17 protein-coding genes and 1 tRNA gene are annotated in these 22000 nt (G+C 66.4%); 8 read left to right on the top strand and 10 right to left on the bottom strand.

Annotated elements, in window-relative coordinates:
* Nucleotides 1-79: 79 nt before the first annotated feature.
* From VGN62_RS20390 to VGN62_RS20380, 3 genes are all read right to left on the bottom strand, one after another.
* Nucleotides 80-946, bottom strand: a complete 867-nt coding sequence (locus VGN62_RS20390; RefSeq protein ID WP_327457393.1) for an OmpA family protein — start codon at nt 944-946, stop codon at nt 80-82.
* A gap of 134 nt (nt 947-1080) precedes the next feature.
* The gene (locus tag VGN62_RS20385) at nt 1081-1698 is read right to left on the bottom strand and encodes a glutathione S-transferase (protein WP_327457391.1); all 618 of its coding nucleotides are present in this window, start codon (nt 1696-1698) and stop codon (nt 1081-1083) included.
* A complete protein-coding gene (locus VGN62_RS20380) occupies nt 1695-2651 on the bottom strand; it encodes a DMT family transporter (RefSeq protein ID WP_327457389.1) in 957 nt (318 codons plus the stop codon). Before VGN62_RS20380 ends, VGN62_RS20385 begins: the two co-directional genes overlap by 4 nt.
* Before the next feature lie 92 nt (nt 2652-2743).
* On the opposite strand from VGN62_RS20380, the gene VGN62_RS20375 reads away from it, so the two are divergent.
* The 4 genes from VGN62_RS20375 (at nt 2744) to VGN62_RS20360 (ending at nt 4717) form a co-directional block, all read left to right on the top strand.
* Nucleotides 2744-2819 (top strand) — tRNA-Trp (locus VGN62_RS20375).
* An 87-nt stretch (nt 2820-2906) separates the two neighbouring features.
* The gene (locus tag VGN62_RS20370; RefSeq protein WP_327457387.1) at nt 2907-3227 is read left to right on the top strand and encodes a multidrug efflux SMR transporter; all 321 of its coding nucleotides are present in this window, start codon (nt 2907-2909) and stop codon (nt 3225-3227) included.
* A gap of 104 nt (nt 3228-3331) precedes the next feature.
* Nucleotides 3332-3748: an NADH-quinone oxidoreductase subunit A gene (gene ndhC / locus VGN62_RS20365; RefSeq protein WP_327457385.1), complete on the top strand. Its 417-nt coding sequence runs from the start codon at nt 3332-3334 to the stop codon at nt 3746-3748.
* 168 nt (nt 3749-3916) lie between these two features.
* Nucleotides 3917-4717: a glycoside hydrolase family 16 protein gene (locus VGN62_RS20360; protein ID WP_327457383.1), complete on the top strand. Its 801-nt coding sequence runs from the start codon at nt 3917-3919 to the stop codon at nt 4715-4717.
* Here the strand turns inward: VGN62_RS20360 and VGN62_RS20355 are convergent.
* The 6 genes from VGN62_RS20355 to VGN62_RS20330 all read right to left on the bottom strand — a co-directional run bounded on the left by VGN62_RS20355 (nt 4658) and on the right by VGN62_RS20330 (nt 13291).
* Nucleotides 4658-5701, bottom strand: coding sequence for an SGNH/GDSL hydrolase family protein (locus VGN62_RS20355; RefSeq protein WP_327457381.1), 1044 nt, complete (start codon nt 5699-5701; stop codon nt 4658-4660). The two genes, VGN62_RS20360 and VGN62_RS20355, sit on opposite strands and share 60 nt — an antisense overlap.
* Nucleotides 5698-7383 (bottom strand): N-acetylglucosamine-specific PTS transporter subunit IIBC, encoded by a 1686-nt coding sequence (nagE, locus tag VGN62_RS20350; protein ID WP_327457379.1) that lies wholly within the window; start codon nt 7381-7383, stop codon nt 5698-5700. The genes VGN62_RS20355 and nagE overlap by 4 nt, the downstream gene beginning before the upstream one ends.
* Complete coding sequence (gene ptsP, locus VGN62_RS20345; RefSeq protein WP_327457377.1) at nt 7380-9869, bottom strand: phosphoenolpyruvate--protein phosphotransferase; 2490 nt, start codon at nt 9867-9869, stop codon at nt 7380-7382. The genes nagE and ptsP overlap by 4 nt, the downstream gene beginning before the upstream one ends.
* Before the next feature lie 3 nt (nt 9870-9872).
* On the bottom strand, nt 9873-11084 hold the full coding sequence (gene nagA / locus VGN62_RS20340; RefSeq protein ID WP_327457375.1) for an N-acetylglucosamine-6-phosphate deacetylase: 1212 nt from the start codon (nt 11082-11084) through the stop codon (nt 9873-9875).
* A complete protein-coding gene (locus tag VGN62_RS20335) occupies nt 11081-12115 on the bottom strand; it encodes an SIS domain-containing protein (RefSeq protein WP_327457373.1) in 1035 nt (344 codons plus the stop codon). The genes nagA and VGN62_RS20335 overlap by 4 nt, the downstream gene beginning before the upstream one ends.
* Before the next feature lie 93 nt (nt 12116-12208).
* Nucleotides 12209-13291 carry an acyltransferase family protein gene (locus VGN62_RS20330; RefSeq protein WP_327457371.1) on the bottom strand — a complete coding sequence of 361 codons (1083 nt, stop codon included), beginning with the start codon at nt 13289-13291 and terminating at the stop codon, nt 12209-12211.
* 175 nt (nt 13292-13466) lie between these two features.
* On the opposite strand from VGN62_RS20330, the gene VGN62_RS20325 reads away from it, so the two are divergent.
* From VGN62_RS20325 to VGN62_RS20310, 4 genes are all read left to right on the top strand, one after another.
* On the top strand, nt 13467-16688 hold the full coding sequence (locus tag VGN62_RS20325) for a TonB-dependent receptor (protein WP_327457369.1): 3222 nt from the start codon (nt 13467-13469) through the stop codon (nt 16686-16688).
* Between the two features lie 63 nt (nt 16689-16751).
* Nucleotides 16752-18260, top strand: a complete 1509-nt coding sequence (locus VGN62_RS20320; RefSeq protein WP_327457367.1) for a tryptophan halogenase family protein — start codon at nt 16752-16754, stop codon at nt 18258-18260.
* Nucleotides 18257-19723, top strand: a complete 1467-nt coding sequence (locus tag VGN62_RS20315; RefSeq protein ID WP_327457365.1) for a tryptophan 7-halogenase — start codon at nt 18257-18259, stop codon at nt 19721-19723. Before VGN62_RS20320 ends, VGN62_RS20315 begins: the two co-directional genes overlap by 4 nt.
* A complete protein-coding gene (locus VGN62_RS20310) occupies nt 19720-21207 on the top strand; it encodes a tryptophan halogenase family protein (protein WP_327457363.1) in 1488 nt (495 codons plus the stop codon). Before VGN62_RS20315 ends, VGN62_RS20310 begins: the two co-directional genes overlap by 4 nt.
* Here VGN62_RS20310 and VGN62_RS20305 read toward each other — a convergent pair.
* Entirely contained in the window at nt 21204-21941 is a 738-nt protein-coding gene (locus tag VGN62_RS20305; protein ID WP_327457361.1) for a GntR family transcriptional regulator, read from the bottom strand. The two genes, VGN62_RS20310 and VGN62_RS20305, sit on opposite strands and share 4 nt — an antisense overlap.
* Nucleotides 21942-22000: the final 59 nt, after the last annotated feature.

Below are 22000 nucleotides of genomic sequence, written 5' to 3'. Positions count from 1 at the left end.
TCTGTTTTTTGCGCGTCGGCGGCGATCGCCGGCGCGGATGGCAAGATGTTCGGGGTGGGCCGGGCCCACCCCGCGCATCTTAAAGGCCGTCGAGGCCCTTGCTGACCAGGATATTCACCGCAACGCGGCGATTCTGCGCCTTGCCCTCGGCGGTGCTGTTATCGGCCGCCGGATCGGCTTCGGCCATCCCGGTGGGGGTCAGCATACGATAGGGCTTCCAGCCGCACGCCTGCTGCAGGTGATTGACGACGCGGCTTGCCCGCTTTTCGCTCAGCACCTGGTTGAGTTCCTGGCTTCCCGTGGAATCAGTGTAGCCAACGACCAGCAACAGGGCGTTGTCCATGCCCTCGGCCTGGCTTGCCGCGCTGCACAGATCGGCTTTCGCCTGCTCGGTCAGCACCGCCTTGCCGGTGTCGAAGTTCACGTTCGTGGTGCCCTTGACATTATACTGGTCGATATCGCCCACGCGGCTGCGCAGCGCCTCGGTGGCCGCCGTCTGTTCGGCGAAGCGCTGGTTGGTGCCGGTGTGGATCATGTTCGCGGTCCGCAGATCCTTGTTCTTCAGGACGACCTGGTTAGCAACCAGGCCCCCATCCCACTGCAACGTCTCGACGGTGACCGGCAGGCCGTTGAGCAGCGAATTGGCTGCGAGCTTGTCGCGGTCGAGGCCCAGGAAGCCGCCGCTGCTCTTGATCTTCGTGTAATCGGCGATCGCGATCGCCGTATTGTTGCCGTCGGCGGTCGTGACCTGCATCCGGCCATCGCTGCGCGCGGAGATAATGCCCTCGATCTTCGGACCCTTGGTCATCTGGTCCGGCGAGGGCAGCTCGGCGGTGACGGTCGCCATCGGCTCGGCTTCGGTGGTGTCCTGTGCGGCCAAAGCCGCTGGTCCGGCCAGCATCGCCAGTGCCAGCATCGCCCCGGAAGTCTTGAAAACGGAACCCATACGCTACTCCTTCTGTTGGATCGGCAGGGCAGCGCGTGTCCACTGGCCCCTTCAGGCAGAGCGACTCTCGATGAGGGCGAAAGTTGCGCGGGTTGTTGGACCTCTTGCACAGGATGCCGCCAATATGGGGCGGTTCAGCGCTTTTGGCGCTCGCGCGCCCGGATAAAGCCGTCGCGCGCCATGCAGCGCGCGAGCCACGCCTTGGTGGCGTCGCCGAGCACATCGTCGGCGCCGAGTGTCGTCGCGAGGAAGGCGGCATAGCCGATCGCGATGTCGGCGATGGTGAACCGGCCCGCGACCAACCATTCGCGCCCGTCGGCGAGCGCGGCCTCGATGCTCTTCGCCCGTCCGCCGAAGAAGGCCTTGTAGTCCTCGACCGCTTGCGCGAGCCGCCGCTCGGGCACTTCGACGCGCGTATAACGGATCATGATCGCGAGCGGGAAGGTCAGCGTCGCATCGCTGCGATGCAGCCAGTTGCGGGCATCCCAATAATCGGCCTCATCGCGGCGGACCTCGAGCGGCGTTCCCTCGGCGATGCGTTCGCAGATCGCCGCAGACTCGGTCATCAGCCGCCCATCCTCGACCCAGCCGGGAATGGTCATCAGCGGATTCACCGCACGATAGTCGGGCTCGAACGCGCGCGGCGGGAATTTGAGCAGCTTGAGGTCGACGTCGATCCCGGCTTCCTCGACCGCCCACAGGCAGCGCAGCGAGCGCGCATCGGGGCAATGATAGAGAATGGGGAGCGTCATGCGGCAACCTCCTTCGGCCGGGCGATATGGCGGCGATGCTCGCGCCAGGCGATGAACAGGCCCGACGCGACGATCAGCGGTGCGCCGACCCATGTCGTGTCGGCGGGGAGCGTTCCGAAGAACCACCAGCCCGCGGCAATCGCCCAGAGCAGGCTCGAATAATCCATCGGGATGACGACCGACACGGGGGCGAGGCGCAGCGCGCCGGTCAGCGACATCTGAACGATCGCGCCGAGGAAGCCGAGCCCGGCGAGCAGCAACCATTCGTGGCCGTCGTGCGGCGTGATGACGAAGGGCAGGGCGATCCCCAGCGGGATCATCGAAAGCAGGCTGAACCAGAAAACGATCGTTGCGGCATTTTCGGTGCGGCCGAGGTCGCGCACGGCAATCGTGATCAGCGCGGTCATGATCGCGCCGGTGAGCGCCACCAGCGTGCCAAGGCCATGCTCGCCGCCGAATCCGCCCGCGAAACTCGCGACGGGGTTGAGCACGACGAGTACGCCGACGAAGCCGATGATCACCGCGCTCCAGCGCTGCCATCCGGTCGCTTCGCCGAGCAGCAGCGCGGCAAAGATGACTGCGAAGATCGGCACCGACAGGCTGATCGTCGTCGCCTCTGCCATCGGCAACAGGATCATCGCCCCGAAATTGCACGCCATGCCGGCGAGGCCCATCAGCATCCGCCGGGCGTGCGCGCCGATCCGCTGCGTCTTCAGCGAGGCCAAGCCACCGGTCGCCATCACCCAGACGAGCAGGAAGGGCAGGACGAGCGCCTGTCGCCAGAACAGGCTTTCGACGACATGGATTCCCGCAGCGTCGATATATTTGACCAGCACGAACATCAGCGACAGGCTGATCATTGCCAGCAGCCGGAGCCCGATCCCGCCCAGATAATTCTGCGGGGCCGCCGTCGACGGGTGCTCGGAAGGAGTGGAGAGGGACGCGTCGCTCATGCGAAATTGCGCATATCAGCCCGGCCCGCACGCGCAACCCGTCATCCCTCTTGCCCCGTCCCTGCAATCCGGCTAGTGGCCCACTCCGGCCTAGGGGTATAGCTCAGTTGGTAGAGCATCGGTCTCCAAAACCGAGGGTCGCGGGTTCGAGTCCTGCTGCCCCTGCCAGGCCGCCTTGAAGAGGCCACGTCCTCCCCGCGCGATGCCGCGGGTTTCAAGTCCGGGACGGCCCGGCAGTCCTTGAAGGAGGCTGCCATGGCCTGGGTATATTTGACGATCGCCGGACTTTTCGAAATCGTGTGGGCTTATTCGATGAAGCAATCGGAAGGTTTCACGCGCCCCGGCGCGACCGCGATCACGATCGCCGCGATGATCGTAAGCTTCGCGCTGCTGTCGCTGTCGATGAAATCGCTGCCGCTCGGCACCGCCTACACGATCTGGACCGGGATCGGCGCCGTCGGCGCGTTCCTCGTCGGCATCTTCGTCCTCGGCGAACAGGCGAATGCGATGCGCATCGGCGCGGCGATCCTGATCGTCAGCGGCCTGCTGCTGATGAAGCTGTCTTCGCCCGCCTGAGCGGACACACATCTACCCAGCGAGGCCACGTCCTCCCCGGCGCCTTCGTGCAAAGGCGCCGGTATCAGGTCCGGGACGGCCCGGCGACTTCGAAGGAGGCCGCCATGCTGTCCCAATCCGTATCCGGCGCCAATGCGGCGTCGTCGTCCGCACTATTGCTCGAATATTTTCCGATCCTGATCTTCCTCGTGGTCGCGCTGTCGCTGTCGCTGCTGTTCGTCTTCCTGCCGATGGCGGTGTCGCGCTTCACTGGCGCGCATGCGCCCGACAGCGAGAAGCTCTCCGAATATGAATGCGGCTTCCCCGCTTTCGAGGCGCCGCGCAAACCGTTCGACGTCCGCTTCTATCTCGTCGCGATCCTGTTCATCATCTTCGACCTCGAGGCCGCCTTCCTCTTTCCCTGGGCGGTGGTGGTCGACGATCTCGGCTGGGAAGCGTGGGGCGCGATGATGGTCTTCCTCGGCATCCTGACAATCGGCTTCATCTATGAATGGAAAAAGGGCGCGCTCGACTGGGACTAATCCGCTTTCCTCCCGAGCATGAGGTGATTGCATGATCTTATGATGACAAGTATCATATCAATGTAATACCAATTTTCATCTGGGGGAATGATGATGCGGGGTGGATGGGGATGCCGGTTCGGTATGGCTTGCACGGCGCTTCTGTCGTCGCCCTCGATGGCGCAGGAGGTGCCCAAGGGTAGCTTCGAACTCGTCTGGGCCGACGAATTCGACCGCGACGGCGCCCCCGATCCCGCGAAATGGAACTGGGACATTTTCGCCAACAAGACCGGCTGGCATAATGGCGAGCGGCAATATTATGCGGCGGATCGACCCGAAAATGCACGGATCGAAAACGGCCGGCTGGTCATCACCGCGCGCAAGGAGGTGCTGTCCGACCGCGCCGACCATGGCGGGCAGGGCTATAGCTCGGCGCGGCTGACCACGCAGGGCAAGGCCGAATTCACCTCCGGCCTGATCGAGGTGCGCGCGAAGCTGCCGTGCGGGGAGGGACTATGGCCGGCGATCTGGACGCTCGGCGCGACGGCGCCCTGGCCCGACAGCGGTTCGATCGACATCATGGAGTTCGACCGCAAGGCGTCCGCGGTGACGGGCACTGTCCATAATATCTCGACCAGCGGAACCGCCGGGAATGGCGGCAGAGTCGATGTCGCGGATGCGTGCGGGGCATTTCACGATTATCAGCTTTTGTGGACGTCGCGCGAGCTTCGCTTTGCGGTCGATGGCAAGCCCTATCACCGCTATGCCAATGCCGGGACCGGAATGGCGCAATGGCCATTCGACAAGGCGCACTATCTGATATTGAGCCTCGCGGTGCGGGGTGCTGATCGCGAGGTCGCCGACGACGCGATTTTCCCGGCCCGGTTCGAGATCGAGCATGTCCGTATCTATAAGCAAAGGCCGCGTGGATCAGCGGCGGTCGATGGCGCGGGTCAGCAGGTCGGCGACGCGGCGATGATCGGCGAGTGACGGATGGCCGTGGCAGCCGCCCAGGTCGAGCGGGGGTAGTCGCAGCGTCGCAACGCGGCCGGGTAGGGCGGTTTCCAGTCCTGCCGCGACCTTCTCGACCTGCGCGAAAAAGAGGTCCGATCCGACGAGGATGAAGCGCGCCTGCGGCTGGCGCGCCGCGAGATCCGCGACGAAGGTGGCATAGCGGCCGCGATAGGCAGCCTCGAGCGCCGCCGTATCGGCCCAGTGCTCATCGGGTTTCAGCGCAGTCGAAAAATCATTGCCGCCAAGGGTGATCACGATGGTTTGCGGGCGCCAGCCGGCATCGGTGGCGGCTGGTGCGGCGGCACCGGGGATGGCGCGCGGATAGAGGAAGGGCAGGCTTTCGCCCGGCACGTTGCCGTCATAGTTGCGGACCATTCCGAAACCCGAAAAGGCGTTGATGCGATAATCCGCATCGAGCGCGCGCGCTATGAGCGGACCGAAGGCCCGGCTCGTATCGGTGCGGTCGTGCACCTCCTCGCCGGTACAGGTGGTCGTGGCGGACATGTTGCCATAACCGACGGTGAAGCTGTCACCGATGAATTCGATCCGGCGCACGCGCGAACGCGGCGCGAGTGGCTTGCCTGCCACCTCGAAGGCAATGAAACGGCTGGCGCCCGCCTGACTTTCGGTCAGCTTTTCGAGGCGCACGATATGCACGCCCGCCGCCAGTCCGCCGATCACCGTGTCGACCTCGCCCGGCGCGCGAAAGACGGCGCGCTCTACCCCGTCGATCGACACGCGGATATGGTCGGTGGGCGCCGCGAACCGCACCCGCACGGCGGTTCCCTCGAACCGGGCCTCGATATAGACCCCCGGCCAGCCGAAATCGACGCCGCCCTCGGGCGCCGCGGCTACGCGGCCGCCGATGTGGACGGGAAGGGGAGCCCACCGGGCCGGCTCGGGTGGAGCCGCCCCGGTGAGCATTAGGACGAGCAGCGGGAAGGCCGCCGCCCTAATCATGGAAGGATGTGACAGATATTCGGGCGCGGGCGGACGACCCCGCGCGCCCACCGTGCCAGCGCGTCCTCATCGACGCGCGCCGCATCGGCGATCTCGACCCGGAAGCGCCCATGGAGCGCCTGCACCGCGCGGACATTGGCATCGCCGCCGAGCGCGCCGAGAATGTCGGCGGGCAGTGCGGCGGCATGAGCGGCATGGCCGGCCGGCGGATTGGTCAGCGCCGGTTGGGCCGATGCGCCGCCGCCTGCCAGTGCGCCGCGGATTTCCTCGGCAACCAGGTCGGCAATCGGCCCGAGCACGACCTGTGCGGCATTCTCCGACGGGCGGATGATCCCGCGCGCGCCGAGCGCCGACAGCGCGGCGTCGTCGACCGCGCTCTGGTCGGCGACGATGAGCCGCAGCCGAGTGGTGCAGGCATCGACGCTGATCAGGTTGGCCGCCCCGCCCAGCGCCGTGACGAAGGCATCGCCGCGCGCACTGCCCGCCGGCGCGGTCGCGGTTTCGGCGACCTCACCCTTCTCGCGCCCCGGGGTGGCAAGGTCGAAGCGGCGGATGAAGAAACGGAACAGGCCGTAATAGAGGAGCGCATAGACCGCGCCGATGGGCAGCAGCAGCCAGGGCCGCGTCGCGAGGCTGAAGTTCAGCACATAGTCGAACAGCCCTGCCGAAAAACCGAAGCCGAGCTTGATGTCGAGCGCGTTCATCAGCGCCATCGAGGCGCCGGTGAGTAGCGCGTGGATCGCGTAGAGCAGCGGCGCGACGAACATGAAGGTGAACTCGATCGGTTCGGTCACCCCGGTCAGGAAGCTCGTGAAGGCGAGGCTGAACAGCATCCCGCCGACCGCCTTGCGCCGCTCGGGCCGCGCTTCGTGATACATGGCGAGGCACGCGGCGGGCAGGCCGAACATCATCACCGGGAAGAATCCGCTCATGAAGGCGCCCGCGGTCGGGTCGCCCGCGAAGAAACGGCGCAGGTCGCCCGTCGCGCCCTCGAAATCGCCGACGACGAACCAGGCGGCGTTGTTGATGATATGGTGCAGCCCGGTGACGATCAGCAGCCGGTTGAGCGCGCCATAGACGAAGAGGCCGATCTCGCCCGAGGCGACGACCGCCCGGCTCGCGGTATCGATCGCGCCGCTGATATGCGCATAGCTGTAGCCGACGATCGCCGCGAGCAGCAGCCCCGCGACCCCGCTTGCGATCGGCACGAAGCGTCGGCCACCGAAGAAAGCGAGATATTCGGGAAGCGCGATCGTCGCGAAGCGATTGTAGAAATGGCCGCCGATCAGCCCCGAGATGATCCCCACGGGTACCTCGAGCCGGTCGATCAGCCCGACCGCCCATTGTTTTGCCGTCAACGCTGCCGCCGCCTCGGGAAGCCCCGCGCCGATGTCGGGCGGCGGGGTCATGAAGGTCTGCGCGCCATTGGTGGTGACGAAATAGCAGGCAACGCCGGCGAGCGCCGCCGCGCCGTTTCCGTCGCGCGCGAAGCCGACCGCGACGCCGATCGCGAAGAGAATGCCGAGATTGTCGAAGATTGCGGCGCCCGCGGCCGATATGAATGCGATGTCGAGCAGGTCGGGCTGGCCGATGCGCAGCAGCAGGCCCGCGATCGGCAGCACCGCGATCGGCAGCATCAATGCGCGGCCGAGCGGCTGGAGCGCTTCGAGAATCTTCCTCATCGCCGTGTCTCCTCGAATGCGCGGGCGAGCGCGCGAACCTCTGCCGCCGACTTGCATTGCAGCGCAAGCTCGGCGTGCGCGCGCGCCTCGACCAGGGTCAGGCCGCGCACGATCTGTTTCGCTTCGGCGACGAAGCCGGGAACCGCCGAGAGTTCGGTGACGCCGAGGCCGATCAGGATTGGCAGCGCCGCGGGGTCGGAGGCGAGGCCGCCGCACACGCCGACCCAGCGGTCGTGGACGGCGGCGAGGCGGCAGGTTTCGCCGATCATGCGCAGCACCGCAGGGTGCATCGCGTCGACCCCGGCGGCGACCGCCGGATTGCCGCGGTCCATCGCGAGCACATATTGGGTGAGGTCGTTGGTGCCGATCGACAGGAAATCGGCCTCGGCGGCGAGCAGGTCGGCGGTCATCGCCGCCGCTGGCGTTTCGACCATCACCCCGACGTCGACGGGCGTCGCGATGCCCATCTCGCCGCGCAGCCGGTCGACGATCACGCGGACCTGCCGCAGCTCGTCAAGGCTCGCGATCATCGGGATCATGATCTTGCATTGGCCGGTGGGAGCTACGCGCAGGATCGCGCGGAGCTGTGTTTCGAGCAGGTCGGGCTGTGCGAGCGCGACGCGAATACCGCGCTGGCCGAGTGCCGGATTTTCCTCGGCATCGATCGGGATATAGGCGGCGGGCTTGTCGCCGCCGATGTCGAGCAGGCGGATGATCACCGGCTTGCCCGCGAGTGCGTCGGCGATGCCCTGATAAGCCGCGTGCTGTTCGTCCTCCAATGGCGCGGTGTCGCGATCGAGGAACAGGAATTCGCTGCGCACGAGCCCCGATCCTTCGGCGCCCTGTGCTGCGGCGAGTGCGGCGTCCTCGACGGTGCCGATATTGGCGAAGATTTCGATGCGCGTGCCGTCGGCGCTGTGGCAGGCGTCCTTCGCCGCCGCGTGCGCGGCCGCGCGCCGGGCGTCGCGCTTGGCGAGCCGCGCGGTGAACGCGTCGGCGTCGGCGGCCGACGGGTGGGCGGTGACATGGCCCAGCTCGGCATCGAGCAGCAGCGGCGTGCCGTCCTCGACCGCGCCGAGCGCATCGCCCATCGCGACGAGGGCGGGAAGCCCCATGCCCGCGCAGAGGATCGCGACATGCGAGGTCGGACCGCCGCGCGCGAGGCAGATACCCGCAGGTTTCGCTGCCGCAAGCATGACGAGCTGCGACGGCAGAAGGTCGTCGGCGACCACGATCGCGCCCGCCGGGAGCGCAGCCCCGTCGAGCGGGGTACCGGTCAACGTTGCCAGCAACTGCCGTTCGATGTCGACGAGGTCGTCGACGCGTTCGATCAGGTGGGCATTGCCCGTCGCGCGGATCGCGGCGATCTGGTCGTGGATCGCCCCGCGCCAGGCAAAGCCGGCACTGTTGCCTGCCGCGATCCGGCTTTCGGCGGCAGCGAGCAGTTCGGGATCGTCGATCAGCGCGAGGTGCGCCTGCATCACCGATGCGACGCTGCCGCTTGCGCTGTCGGCGCGCGCGGCAATGCTCGCGCGCACCTCGCCGCGCGCGGCTAGCAGCGCCGCGCGCTCCTCGACGGCGCCTGTGCCCTCGCGCGCGACCGCGATTTCGGCCTGCCGCAGCCGCGCCGCAGGCCCCATGGCGAGGCCGGGGGAGGCGATGACGCCGCCGATCTGGCCCGCACGAAGCGGCGTGGCGGGAGCGGGTGCAACCGATGCCGCCGCAGGCCTGCCTTCACCCATATCGGTCGCCAGCAGCGCAACGATCGCCGCCAGCGCCGCTTCGGCATCGTCGCCGCGTGCCTGCACCATCACCTCGTCGCCGAATGCGGTGCCGAGCGCGAGGAGGGCAACGGTGCTGCGCGCATCGCCGCGCTTGTCGCCGTTCAGCAAACGCACGTCGGCCTCGAAGCCGCGCGCGACCTCGCCGATCCGTGCCGCGGGACGCGCATGGATGCCGTGCGGCAGCGACAGCGTCACCGCCTGCTCGACCACCGTGCCGTCGTCCGAGCGGCGGCGCGCCTCCGCCTGTACCGGGACAAGCGTCATCAGCGCCTCGCACGCGCCGATCGCGCTGTCGGTGGTGCGGCGGCTGATCGCGAACGCCTCGGCATTGGTCACGATCACCGGGGTGATCAGGCTCGTCGCTGCGAGCGCCACCGCGTCGAGATCGAAGCGGATCAGGGGGTCGCCGCGCGACACCGTCTGCCCGGCCGCGACGAGCGGGGTAAAGCCTTCGCCCTTCAGCATCACCGTATCGAGCCCAATGTGGATGAGGACTTCGGCGCCCTCGGCGCTGCGCAGCGACACCGCGTGGCCCGCGTCGTGGATCGTGACGACCTCGCCGTCGAAGGGCGCGACGACGGTGTCGCCGAGCGGTTCGATCGCGACCCCGTCGCCCATCATCCGCTGGGCAAACACCGGATCGGGAACGCTGTCCAGCGTCGTCGCCCATCCTCTGAGCGGAGAGGTGATGATCAGGCTCATCGATTAATCCCCAAAACTTCCGCCGCTTATCTTGTGCGGCTGGTGTATCATTGTGCGGCGTGCGCCAGGTCCGTTGCCGTTTTCGGGGACGATCCGTCCCCCGATCCATGTCGCGCGCGGTTCGAGCCCGGCGTCCAGCCACACCCAGTCGGCGCGCTGCCCCGGCGCGATTGCGCCGATGCGGTCCTCCAGCGACAGGAAGGCGGCGGGTGTCGCGCTCGCCATCGCCGACACGTCGGTCACAGGAAGGCCGGTGACTTCGACGGTCTTGCGCAGCGCCGACGCCATGTCGAGATGCGTGCCGGCGAGCGTGCCGTCCTCGAAGATGCAGACGCCGTCCTTCACCGCGATGCGCTTGCCCTGCAGCGTGAATTCGCTGACGTCGGTGCCGACGCTTGGCATGGCGTCGGTGACGAGCATGATGCGGTCCTTGCCCTTCGCCTGCACCGCGAGCCGCACGACGGCCGGGTGCAGGTGCACGTCGTCGACGATCAGCCCGCACCAGGTGTCCGAATCGAATGCCGCCCCGACCGCGCCGGGCTGGCGGTGATGGAGCGGCGACATCGCGTTGAACAAATGGGTGAAACCCGAAAGCCCCGCGGCGATCGCGCGCTGCGCCTCGTCATAGGTCGCATCGCTATGCCCCGCGCTGACGATCACGCCGTGGCGGACGAGGGTGCGGATATCCTCCTCGTCGCAGAGTTCAGGTGCGAGCGTCAGCATCACGCGGCCGCGATGCGGTGCGGTGAGCGTCGCGAGGATGTCGGCATCGAGGCGGCGGATGCGATGCGCCTCGTGGATGCCGCGCTTCACCTCGTTGATGAACGGGCCTTCGATATGGATACCGATAACGCCGGGCACGCCCTGCTCGATCGCCGCATCGACCGCGGCGAGCGCGGCGGATATCTGCGCCGGCGTGTCGCTGATGAGCGTCGGCAGGAAGGCGGTGGTGCCGAAGCGCGCATGCGCTGCGCCGATCGCGGCGATCGCCTCGACATCGACCTGGTCGTTGAAGAGGACGCCGCCGCCGCCATTGACCTGCGTATCGACGAAGCCGGGCAGTAGCCAGCCGCCTTCGAGGTCGATCTCGCGATCCGCGGGCGCATCGCCAGCCGCGGACACGGCGGTGACGGCACCGTCGGCAACGGCGATATCCGCCGCGCCGACGGTGCCGCCCGGCAGTGCGACCCGGCCGTTGTGGAAACGAAAGATCATAAAGTCTCGGTAACCTTGTTGAGATGCGGAGGCGAGTCGGGGTTATGGCCGCGTGCCAGCGCCAGCGCGCTCGCCATGCGATAGAAACTCTGGATCATCAGGATCGGCTCGATCGCCGGATGCGCGGCGATCGCAGGCAGGTCTCCGCCCACCGGATCGGCAAGCAGCACGGTCGCGCCCCGGCCGCGGAATTCATCGGCAACGGCGCGAACGCCTGCGGCGGCGCGGTCGGTCCCCCCGAACGCGAGGACGTGAAAGGCCGCGCCGACGATCGCCATCGGGCCGTGGCGCACTTCGGCGGCGCTGAAGCTTTCGGCGTGGAGTCCCGAAGTCTCCTTGAATTTGAGCGCCGCCTCCTGCGCCACCCCCAGGCCATAGCCGCGCCCGAGGACGAACAGGTTGGTCGCGTCCCGAAACGCGCCGACCGCGGACGACCAGTCGAGCGCGAACGCCTGAACGAGCTGGGCGGGGAGGGCGGTCAGCGCGGTGTCGAGCGCCGCGTCTTCAGCCCACGCGGCAACCAGCGCCGCGACGGCGGCGAGCGAGGCGATATAGGATTTGGTCGCCGCCACCGACCGCTCGACCCCGGCCGAAAGCGGGATGACGACATCGGCGAGGCCGGCGAGCGGCGAAGCGTCGGCATTGACGAGCGCGACGACGTAAGCGCCGGCGTCGCGCTGTTGTTCGACTGCGGCGAGCAGGTCGGGGCTTTTCCCCGATTGCGAAATCGCGAGGCAGAGCCGGTTTCCGGCGACGGCGGGCGCGTCATAGAGCGAGGCGATCGACAACGCCGCCGATGCGGTCGGTGTCCCCGTCATCGTTTCGATCAGATATTTGGCATAGGTCGCGGCATGATCGGACGATCCGCGCGCGCAGGTGACGACGGCGACGGGGGGCGAGGTGCGCAGGCGCCGGCCGATTGCAACGAACGCCTCGCGATTCGCGGCGAGCATCGCTGCAACCGCCGCCGCCGCCTCGCCCGCTTCCTGTTCCATCAGCGTCTGTCCGTCACCCGCGGCGTTCGGCGTCATGTCATCTTGTCTCCGGATCGGTGACATGTCGCCACTCGATATATTGGTACTATATAGGTTATATAGGTCTCATCAAGAGGTATGTTTGGGAAATCAGATTTTGATGATCCAGCGCTTGCGGCGCAGCCATTCCATCGCCCCCCAGATCAGCAGCATATAGAGGATGACGGGCAGCAACGATGCGATAGGATCGCCCAGCGCGTCGCGCAGCGCGCGGAATGGCAGCAGGAGCAGGTCCCACGTCACGACGCCCGCGGTCACCTGATGCAGCGTGTAAGCAGCGATCGCGTTGGCGCCGAAGGCGAGCATCGCGGTCGCCGCGACACCCGGTTCGCGGTCCTCGCGGTCGAGCCGGTGGTGCAGCAGTGCGAGCGCGAGGATCGTGATCCCGCTGGTGACGAGGACGAAGCTGCTCGACCAGATATCCTTGACGATCGGGAAAGCGAGGCTCCACGCGCCGCCGATGGCCAGCATCGCGGCGCCGGCAATCGCAAGCTGCCGGCTGGCCGGGCCGTTGCGGCGAATCAGCATCTCGCCGATTGCCACCCCGATCAGGCCCTGCGCGATCGCGGGCAGCGTGCCGAGGATTCCTTCGGGATCATAGCCCTCCGGCCCCTTCACATATAGATGATTTCCGAGGATGATTCGGTCGATCGACGCGATGAAATTATGACCACGGACCCAGATGTCGGTGGCCATGCCATCGAGCGAAGGGAGGAGCGCAAGCGGCCAATAGGCAGCGAGGATCGCCGCGGCGATGATCATCCGCGCGCGCGTGCCCACCAGCAGGAACAGCAATGCGCACGCGCAATACACCAGCCCGATTCGCTGCAGGACCCCGAACAGGCGCCAGTCGCCCGAAGCGAAGCTGGTGAACCAGTACAGGTTGCTGAGGATGAAGCCGAGCAGGAGCAGGCGGCCGGAGCGGCCGAGGATGTGGCGGCGCTGTGCCGAATCGAGCTTCGCCTCGCGCATCGAAAAGGGGATTGCGATCCCCACCATCGTCAAAAAGCCGGGAAAAACGAGGTCGGCGAGGGTGAGCCCGTCCCAGCTGACGTGCAGCAGGATCGGTGCGACATCGGCCTCTGCGCCATATTTCATCGCCGCCGCCGAGTTCACAAGGATCATTCCCGCGACGGTCAGCCCCCGCAGCACGTCTAGTGAAATCAATCGCATGGCCTTGCCTCCCCCGTTGCGGCCGCTCCCGCCGCCAGCATCTTTGCACTGCCATAAATTTGCAATGGACAGCGTGCTGGATTTGTAGTCTATTGGTAATAGTCCAAGGACGCAATTGGTCTTATAGAGATTGTGGGAAGGCAATCTGGACCGGTCGGGATGGGGGAAAATAGAAATGAACAAGGGGCCTGCCACTAGTAATTCTGTTCGCCGCGGCCTGCTTCAGGGCATCTGCGTTGCCGCGCTCGCCAGCGCGATCACGCTCCCTGCTGCTGCACAGGACGGCGCCGCACCGGTCGCGGCCGATGAGGATAATTCGGACGACATCGTCGTTACCGGGATTCGCGCCAACCTCGAATCGGCGCAGAACCGCAAGCGCAGCGCCGACACGGTCGTCGATTCGATCACTGCCGAGGATATCGGCTCCTTCCCCGACAAATCGGTCGCCGAAGCGTTGCAGCGCGTTCCGGGCATCACCGTGATCCGCTTCGCGGGCACCGACGACACCTCGCACTTCTCGGCCGAACCGTCGGGCGTCATCGTTCGCGGGCTCAACCAGGTGCGCTCCGAATTCAACGGCCGCGATACGTTCAGTGCCAATTCGTCGCGCGGATTGAGCTGGCAGGATATTTCCCCCGAACTGCTCGGCGGTATCGACACCTACAAGAACCAGACCGCCGACATGATCGAGGGCGGCATCGCGGGCACGGTCAATTTGCGGACGCGCGTGCCGTTCGGCCAGGACGGCCGCCTGATCTCGATCTCGATCAAGAACACCTATGGCGACATCGCCAAGAAATCGACGCCCGAGATTTCGGGGATCATCTCGAACCGCTGGGAAACCGGGATCGGCGAGATCGGCCTGATGATCAACGGCGCCTATTCGCACGCAAAGACATCGAGCCAGGGCATCCAGTTCGAGCGCATGGGCATTTTCGACGGCGTGTTCGGGCCGGGCAAGCAATATGTGCCGAGCGGCATTTACATGCGCGAGAATGAATATGACCGCAAACGCTATGGCGCGGCGGCGGCGTTCCAGTGGCGGTCGAACGATGGCGATATGGAACTGACCGCGCAGTATAACCGCTCGCAATATAACAACAGCTGGCGCGAATATGCGGTCTTCTCGTCGGCCTTCTATGCCGATCTTTACGGCCAGCCGAGCGACTTTACCTTTGTCGATCCGTCGCTGGTTGCGCCGCTCCAGGGAACCGCGCCGTTCGCCTTCGATGCCGACGGCAATTTCCAGAGCGGCTGGTGGTCGGCGATGCGCCCCTATGTCGGCGACAATCCCGGCGACGAACGCGGTCTGGGCCTGAACCAGAATGGGCAGGCCTTCTTCAATCGCTGCTATTCATGGGAAGGTTGCACCAACGACCGCCGCGCGCCGCAAGTCGACACCGCCGCCAACGCCTTGCGCAACCGGCAGGTGACGCAGGATTTCGGCCTGAACTTCCGCTGGGACGTTGCCGATCGCGTGCGGGTGACGCTCGACGGGCAATATGTCGATGCCAGCGTCAGCAACTATAACGCGTCGGTCACCTCGCGCAGCTATGCCAACACCTTCGTCGACCTGACGGGGAAATATCCGACGCTGACCTTCACGCCGACCCGGGCGGACAATATCAACCTGTCGCCGGGTGGGCTGACCAATCCCAACAATTATTATTTCTATTCGGTCACCGACCACACCGAGGACAGCGACGGCAAGGAAGTCGCGCTGCGCGCCGACGTCGAATATGAAGTCGATTCGAGCTGGCTCAGCGCGATCAAGGTCGGCGCGCGCTATGCCGATCGCGACCAGACGGTGCGGTGGGGCGCGTATAACTGGGCGAATATCTCGAACACCTGGACCTATACGCAGGCGCCCTATTTCAACACCGACAGCCCGGTCTATCCCGCCGGTACAACGCAGATGCGCACCTTCGGCAGCGACTTCTTCGCGGGCAACCAGATGAACCACCAGTCCTTCATGTTCTTCAACATGGACAAGCTGGTGAACCGCGAGGATCTCGCGGCGACGCTGGGGCGTCCGTCGATCGGCGTGGGCGATTATTATCCGGTCTGTTCGAACGCGGGCTATCGCGCGGGCGAAACGATCACCAAAAAATATGGCTGCTACCTGCCGAGCGAGGTGCTCAAGGTCGGCGAGCGGACGATGGCGGCCTATGCGATGGCGAAGTTCGGGGGCGATGGCCTTGCGATCGGCAATATCGGCATTTCGGGTAACCTCGGCGTGCGCCTGATCTGGACGCGCAACGATACCCAGGGCGCGACGACCTTCGCCAATCCGTTCACGGCCTCGCAATTGACCTGCGATCGCGCGGTCGTCGACGGGCGCCCGACGGCGACCGCGGGCTGCGTGGTGACGGCGAAGGAGCTCGCGTTCAACAATGGCGCGACCGTGGCCGACACGACCAGGGCCAATCACTTCCACGCCTTGCCCAGCTTCAACGTCAAATTCGACCTGACCGACAAGCTCGTGTCGCGCTTCGCCTATTCGCGGGCCATGTCGCGGCCCGACTTCGGGTTGCTGCGCAACTTCCTGACGATCAACCGCCTGTCGCCCAATCTCAACGACCTCTCCGATCCTAATGTGACGAGGAATTCGGCGGGCGAGGCGATTGCCTATGACTGGCAATATACGGGCAAGTCGGGCAATCCGGGGTTGAAGCCGATGACCGCGGACCAGTTCGACCTGACGCTCGAATATTATTTCGGCCGGGCGAGTTCGTTCACCGCCACCGCCTTCTACAAGAAATTCTACAATTACATCCAGGCGGGCCAGTTCAGCCTCGAGGTGAATAATGGCGGGGTCACCGAAACGGTCCGGCTCGAACGGCCGGTCAATGGCGACGGGGCCAAAATCTATGGCGCCGAATTCGCCTTCCAGACCTTCTTCGACTTCCTGCCCGCACCCTTCGACGGCTTCGGGGTGCAGGCGAACTACACCTATGTGAAGAACAACGGGATCGAAACGGTCAACCTGACCAACGAGACCGCCGGCGGGACCGCGGGCGGCGGGATCACCTACGAGGACAGCACGGTCAAGCCGAACGCGCTCGAAGGCATATCGAAGCACAGCTACAACCTCGTCGGCATGTATGAAAAGGGACCGGTGTCGGCGCGCGTCGCCTATAACTGGCGCTCCAAATATCTGGTGACCGCGATCGACTGCTGCGTCGGCTTCCCGATCTGGCAAAAGAGTACCGGCTATCTCGACGCCTCGCTGCGCCTTCGTGCGAGCGAGCGGATCGAGTTCATCCTCGAAGCGACGAACCTGCTCGGCACCGATACCGTGCTGATGCAGCAGGTCGACTCCGACGGGCTGCTCAAACCGAACGCGTGGTTCAAGAACGACCGGCGCTATCAGCTCGGTGTGCGGCTGAACTTCTAAAGGGGGAGCGGCGCCAGCCTCTCTTCGGGCTGGCGCCGGCTTTCTCCCGCGCTAAGCTGGGTCATGATGGGGGACAAATTCGATCTGGTGATTGTCGGCGGCGGGACCGCCGGCTGGATGTGCGCCGCGGCGTGCGCGGCGAAGCTCGATCTTGCGCGTTTTCGTGTGCGCCTCGTCGAATCCGAAGAGATCGGGACTGTCGGCGTCGGCGAAGCGACGCTGCCGCAGATGAAGGACTTCAACGACTTCCTCGGGCTCGACGAGGTCGAGTTCATGAAGGCGACGCAGGCGAGCTTCAAGCTCGGCATCGAGTTCGTCAACTGGGGAAGCGAGGGCAATCGCTACGTCCACCCTTTCGGCACTTTCGGCCGTCCGATCGGCGAGGCCGATTTCTTCAGTTACTGGATCCGCGCGCATCGTGCCGGGACCGCGGCGTCGCTCTTCGACTATTGCTTCCCGATCGTCACCGCGCTGCAGAACCGCTTCATGCTCCCGAACGGCGACGGTAGCGACGTGCGCAACGCGTTCGCTTACGCCTATCACCTCGATGCCTTTCTCTATGCCCGCTACCTGCGCGGCTGGGCTGAGGCGCGCGGGATCGAGCGCGTCGAGGGGCGGATCGTCACGGTCGAGCAGGATGGCGAAAGCGGCGATATCGCAGCGGTGACGCTGGCATCGGGCACGCGCGTCGCGGGTGATCTTTTCGTCGATTGCTCGGGCTTCCGTTCGCTGCTGCTGGGCGCGACGCTCGGCGTCCATCTGGAGGACTGGTCGCACTGGTTGCCATGCGACAGCGCGCAGGCGGTGCCATCGGTGCGCTCGGCCGATTTTACGCCCTATACGCGTTCGACGCGGCGCAAGGCGGGGTGGCAATGGCGCATCCCGCTCCAGCACCGCACCGGCAATGGCTATGTCTATTCGAGCACCGACATCTCGGACGACGAGGCCGCGGCGACCCTGCTCGCCAATCTCGACGGCGAAGCGCTCGCCGACCCGCGCGTGCTGCGTTTCAAGGCGGGCAAGCGCGAACAGGCGTGGGCGAAGAATTGCATCGGCATGGGACTTGCGGGCGGTTTCCTCGAGCCGCTCGAATCGACGAGCATCTACCTTGTCCAGATGGCGATCATGCACCTGCTGACGCTGATGCCCGACAGCCCGGCGATCGACCCCGCGCTGCCCGCCGAATTCAACCGCGTGATGGACGTCGAATATGATCGCATCCGCGATTTCCTGATCCTCCACTATATCGCGAACGAGCCCGACGCACCGCTGTGGAAGCGCGTGACCGCGATCGACCTGCCCGACACGCTTGCGGGCAAGATCGAGCGGTTCCGCCACCGCGGCCATGTGCAGGCGTATCGCGACGGGCTGTTCGGCCCGCCGAGCTGGCAGGCGGTCTTCGTCGGGCAGGGGATCGAGCCGCGCGCCGCCGACCGCCTCGCCGACGCGCTACCCGCCGCCACGCTTGATGAACGGCTGTCGAAACTCGCGGCGACGATCGCCGATGCGGCGGCAACGGTTCCGTCGCACGCCGACTTCATCGCGCGCTATTGCCCGGCGCCCGCGCCATGACGAACCCGGTTCAGCATGTCGTCGTGTACGGCAGCGGGATCGCGGCGGCGATGGCGGCGCTCGCCGTCAGCCGCGCCTTCGCCCGGCTCGGTACGCAGGTGACCTGGGTGGATACGGGCGAGGCACCCGACCCGTATGCGGCGCTGGTCGCGCCGCCCGATCTCGTGACGTTCCACCGGCTGCTCGGCATCGACGAGCGCGCATTGATTGCGGACGCCGCCGCGACGATCAACATGGGGCAGCAGTTTGCCGGTTGGTCGGGCGGCGATGCCGCCTTCCTCCATGCCTATGGCGATGCGGGCAGTCCCTTCGCGTCGCTGCCCTTCGTCCAGCACTGGACGCGCGCGCGGCAAGCAGGGCTGCGCGTCGGGCTGGAGGATTTCTGCCTTGCCGCCGCGGCCGCCAAGCAGGGTCGCGCCGGTGCGCCGGGCGACGCGGCAACGCGGCAGGCGGTGAAGCAGGGCTGGCACCTCGATTCCGCCGGCTATGAGCGGCTGCTGCGCGCCGCATGCGAGGGCGCCGATGTCCGTGTCGTTTCGGGCGAGGGCGCGATTTTGCGCATCAGCGACGCACGGCTCGACCGGATCGAGCTTGCCGATGGCGAACTCCTGGCGGCCGACCTGGTCATCGATGCGGACGGCGCGCTGGTCGCAGGGCTTGATCCCGATGGCGTTTTCGACCGCGCCGGTTTTTGTAACCGCATGATCCGCGGCTCGGCGCCCGCGTTCGATCCGCTGCCGCTCTACAGTCGTGTCGCCGCGCACCCCGCCGGGTGGCTGGCGATGATCCCGCTATCGAACCGGACAGCAATCGAGTTCGCCTATGACAGCCGGTGGCTGTCCGATGCCGATGCGCCGGCGACGCTTGCCGCTGCGGTGGGGCGGCCGGTCGATACGGGTCCGCCGACGCCGCTCGATGCCACCGCGCGCCCGCGCCCGTGGGTGGGCAATGTGGTTGCGGTCGGCGCCGCGGCGGGCGGTGCGCCGCCGCTCGACGGCGCTGAATTGCTGCTGCTCCAGCTCGCGATTGCGCAGCTCGTGCTCCTCTGGCCGATCGATCGCGCCGCGATGCCCGAAGCCGATATCTATAATGAGGAAATCGCGGGCGCCCGGGCGCGCGTCGCCGATTTTACCGCGCAGCATTTTCGCCTCAACGCGCGCGTCGGCGAACCCTTCTGGGATGCTGCCCGCGCGGCGTCGATCTCGCCCGAACTGGCGGCCAAGATCGACCTGTTCGCCGCGCGCGGCATGTTCGCGCATTTCAATCACGAGGCGCATGTCGAGGACAGCTGGGCGCTCGTCATGGCGGGGCACGGCGTGATCCCGCGCAGCTTCGACCCGCAGGTGCTGCTCGTCGAGGATCAGGCGCTGATGGCCGAATTCCAGCGCCAGCTGCGCGCCGTCGCGAGCGATGTTCACGCCATGGAAAGCCACGCCGACGCGCTGCGGCGGATGCGCGGGTGAGCGCGCGCCAGCGCCCGGTCCGGCGCATCGTCATCGTCGGCGGCGGCAGCGCGGGCTGGATGACCGCCGCGGCGCTCGGCCGCGCGCTCGCAGGGCAATCGCACAGGATCACGCTGATCGAATCCGAAGCGATCGGCACCGTCGGGGTCGGCGAGGCGACCGTGCCGCCGATCCACGAATTCAACCGCTATCTCGGTCTCGACCAGGCCGCGTTCCTCCGCGCGACGCACGGCACGATCAAGCTGGGGATCGAGTTCGACGGCTGGGGCGGCGTCGGCCACCGCTATTTCCACCCCTTCGGCTATCTCGGCGTCGAGATGTCGGGGATCCATTTTCACCATTATTGGCTGCGCTACCTTGCGGCGGGCGGCGAGGCCGATCATGGCCCCTATAATCTCGAAACGATGGCGGCACGCGAAGGCCGCTTCGCCCCGATGACCCGCCTTGGGCCCGTGCATCACGCGGTCCATTTCGATGCCGCGGCTTATGCCCGCTACCTGCGCAGCTACGCCGAGGAGAAGGGCGTCACCCGGATCGAGGGGAAGGTCGCCGAGGTCCGCGTCGATCGCGAGGACGGTTTCATCACGGGGCTCGCGATGGAGGACGGCCGCGCGATCGACGGCGATCTCTTCGTCGACTGCTCGGGCTTTCGCGGGCTGTTGATCGAAGGCGCGCTTCGGACCGGCTATGCCGACTGGAGCCACTGGCTGCCGTGCGACAGCGCGGTCGCGATGCCGTGCGAGGGCGCGGGCGATCCGTCGCCCTTCACGCGCTCGACCGCGCGCGAGGCGGGGTGGCAATGGCGCATCCCGCTCCAGCACCGCGACGGCAACGGCTATGTCTATTCGAGCGCGCATCTGGAGCATGACGAGGCCGAGACGTTGCTGCGCGCGCGGCTACCCGGCACGCCGCTCGCCGACGCCAACCGGCTGCGCTTCACCGCAGGGCATCGCAAGGCGATCTGGAACCGCAATTGCGTCGCGATCGGGCTGGCGGGCGGCTTCCTCGAACCGCTCGAATCGACCTCGATCCACCTCATCCAGACGACGATTATCCGGCTGCTGGCGCTGCTGCCGCGCGATGCGATCGATCCGCATGTCGTCGCGCGCTTCAACCGCGACGCGCTTCATGAATATGAGACGATCCGCGATTTCGTGATCGCGCATTATGCGCTGGCGGGCCGCGACGATACGCCCTTCTGGCGCGACGTCGCGGCGGCCGGAATGCCCGACAGCCTCGCCGAGCGGATCGAGGCATTCCGCGCGACGGGCAACATCTTGTTCGAGCCCGGCGACCTGTTCGGCCCGACCAACTGGTATGCGGTGCTGACGGGGCAGGGGCTGCGGCCGCAAAGCTGGCACCCGATCGCCGACGGCCTGTCCGATGATGAGCTGGCGTCGCGCCTCGCGACGCTGCGTGGACGGGTTGCCGAACAACTCTCCGAGCTGCCGCCGCACATCGAGTTTTTACGGCGGCTCGGTTAGCCGTTCAGCTCCGCCACGACGTCATAGGCGTCACCGCGGTAGAAGCTCTGCGTGAATTCGGCGGTCCGCCCGTCGGACAGGAAGCCGCGCCGTTCGATGAACAGGCCGGGCGTGCCGGGCTCGATCTCCAGCATGTGCGCCTGTTCGGCGGTCGCCGCGATCGCGCGGAGCCGCTGGAGTGCGCGGACGGGCAGATGCCCTGCCGCCTCCAGCGCTTCATACAGCGATGCGCCCACCGCATCGACCGACGGTAGGCAATAGGCCGGGATCGTCGCAATCTCGAGCGCCATCGACGTGTCGTCGGCGTAACGGATGCGGTGGAAGCGGTAGACGAGCGAACCCGGCGACAGGCCGAGCGACAGCGCTTCCTCGGGGGTGACCGCGCCGGCGGTCTTGCTCACCCATTTGCTGTGCGGCTTGCGCCCGCGCGAGACCATGTCCTCCGAAAAGGAGGTGAGCTTGGAGAAGCTCTTTTCGACGCGCGGCCTTGTCACGAAGGTGCCCGCGCCGCGGCGGCGCGTGACGATGCCGTCGCCGACGAGGCCGTCGATCGCCTTGCGCACCGTGATGCGCGACACGTCGAATTCCTCGGCGAGGTCGCGTTCGGTGGGGATCGCCTCTTCGGCCTTCACCACCTGCCCCTCGATCGCGTCGCGGAGGATTTTCTGCAGTTGCAGGTAAAGCGGTGTCGGGTCGTCCTTCTGGAGCGGACCCACGCGTTCGATCAATGACAAGGACGATGCTCCACACGATTGCCGGTCATGCCGGTCGATAGGACCAGCCATAACGCAGC

It is taken from the genome of Sphingopyxis sp. (genome assembly GCF_035998905.1).
Lineage (GTDB): Bacteria > Pseudomonadota > Alphaproteobacteria > Sphingomonadales > Sphingomonadaceae > Sphingopyxis.
The sequence above is the reverse complement of the archived record's forward strand: the minus strand, read 5'-3'. Positions and strand labels throughout refer to the sequence as shown.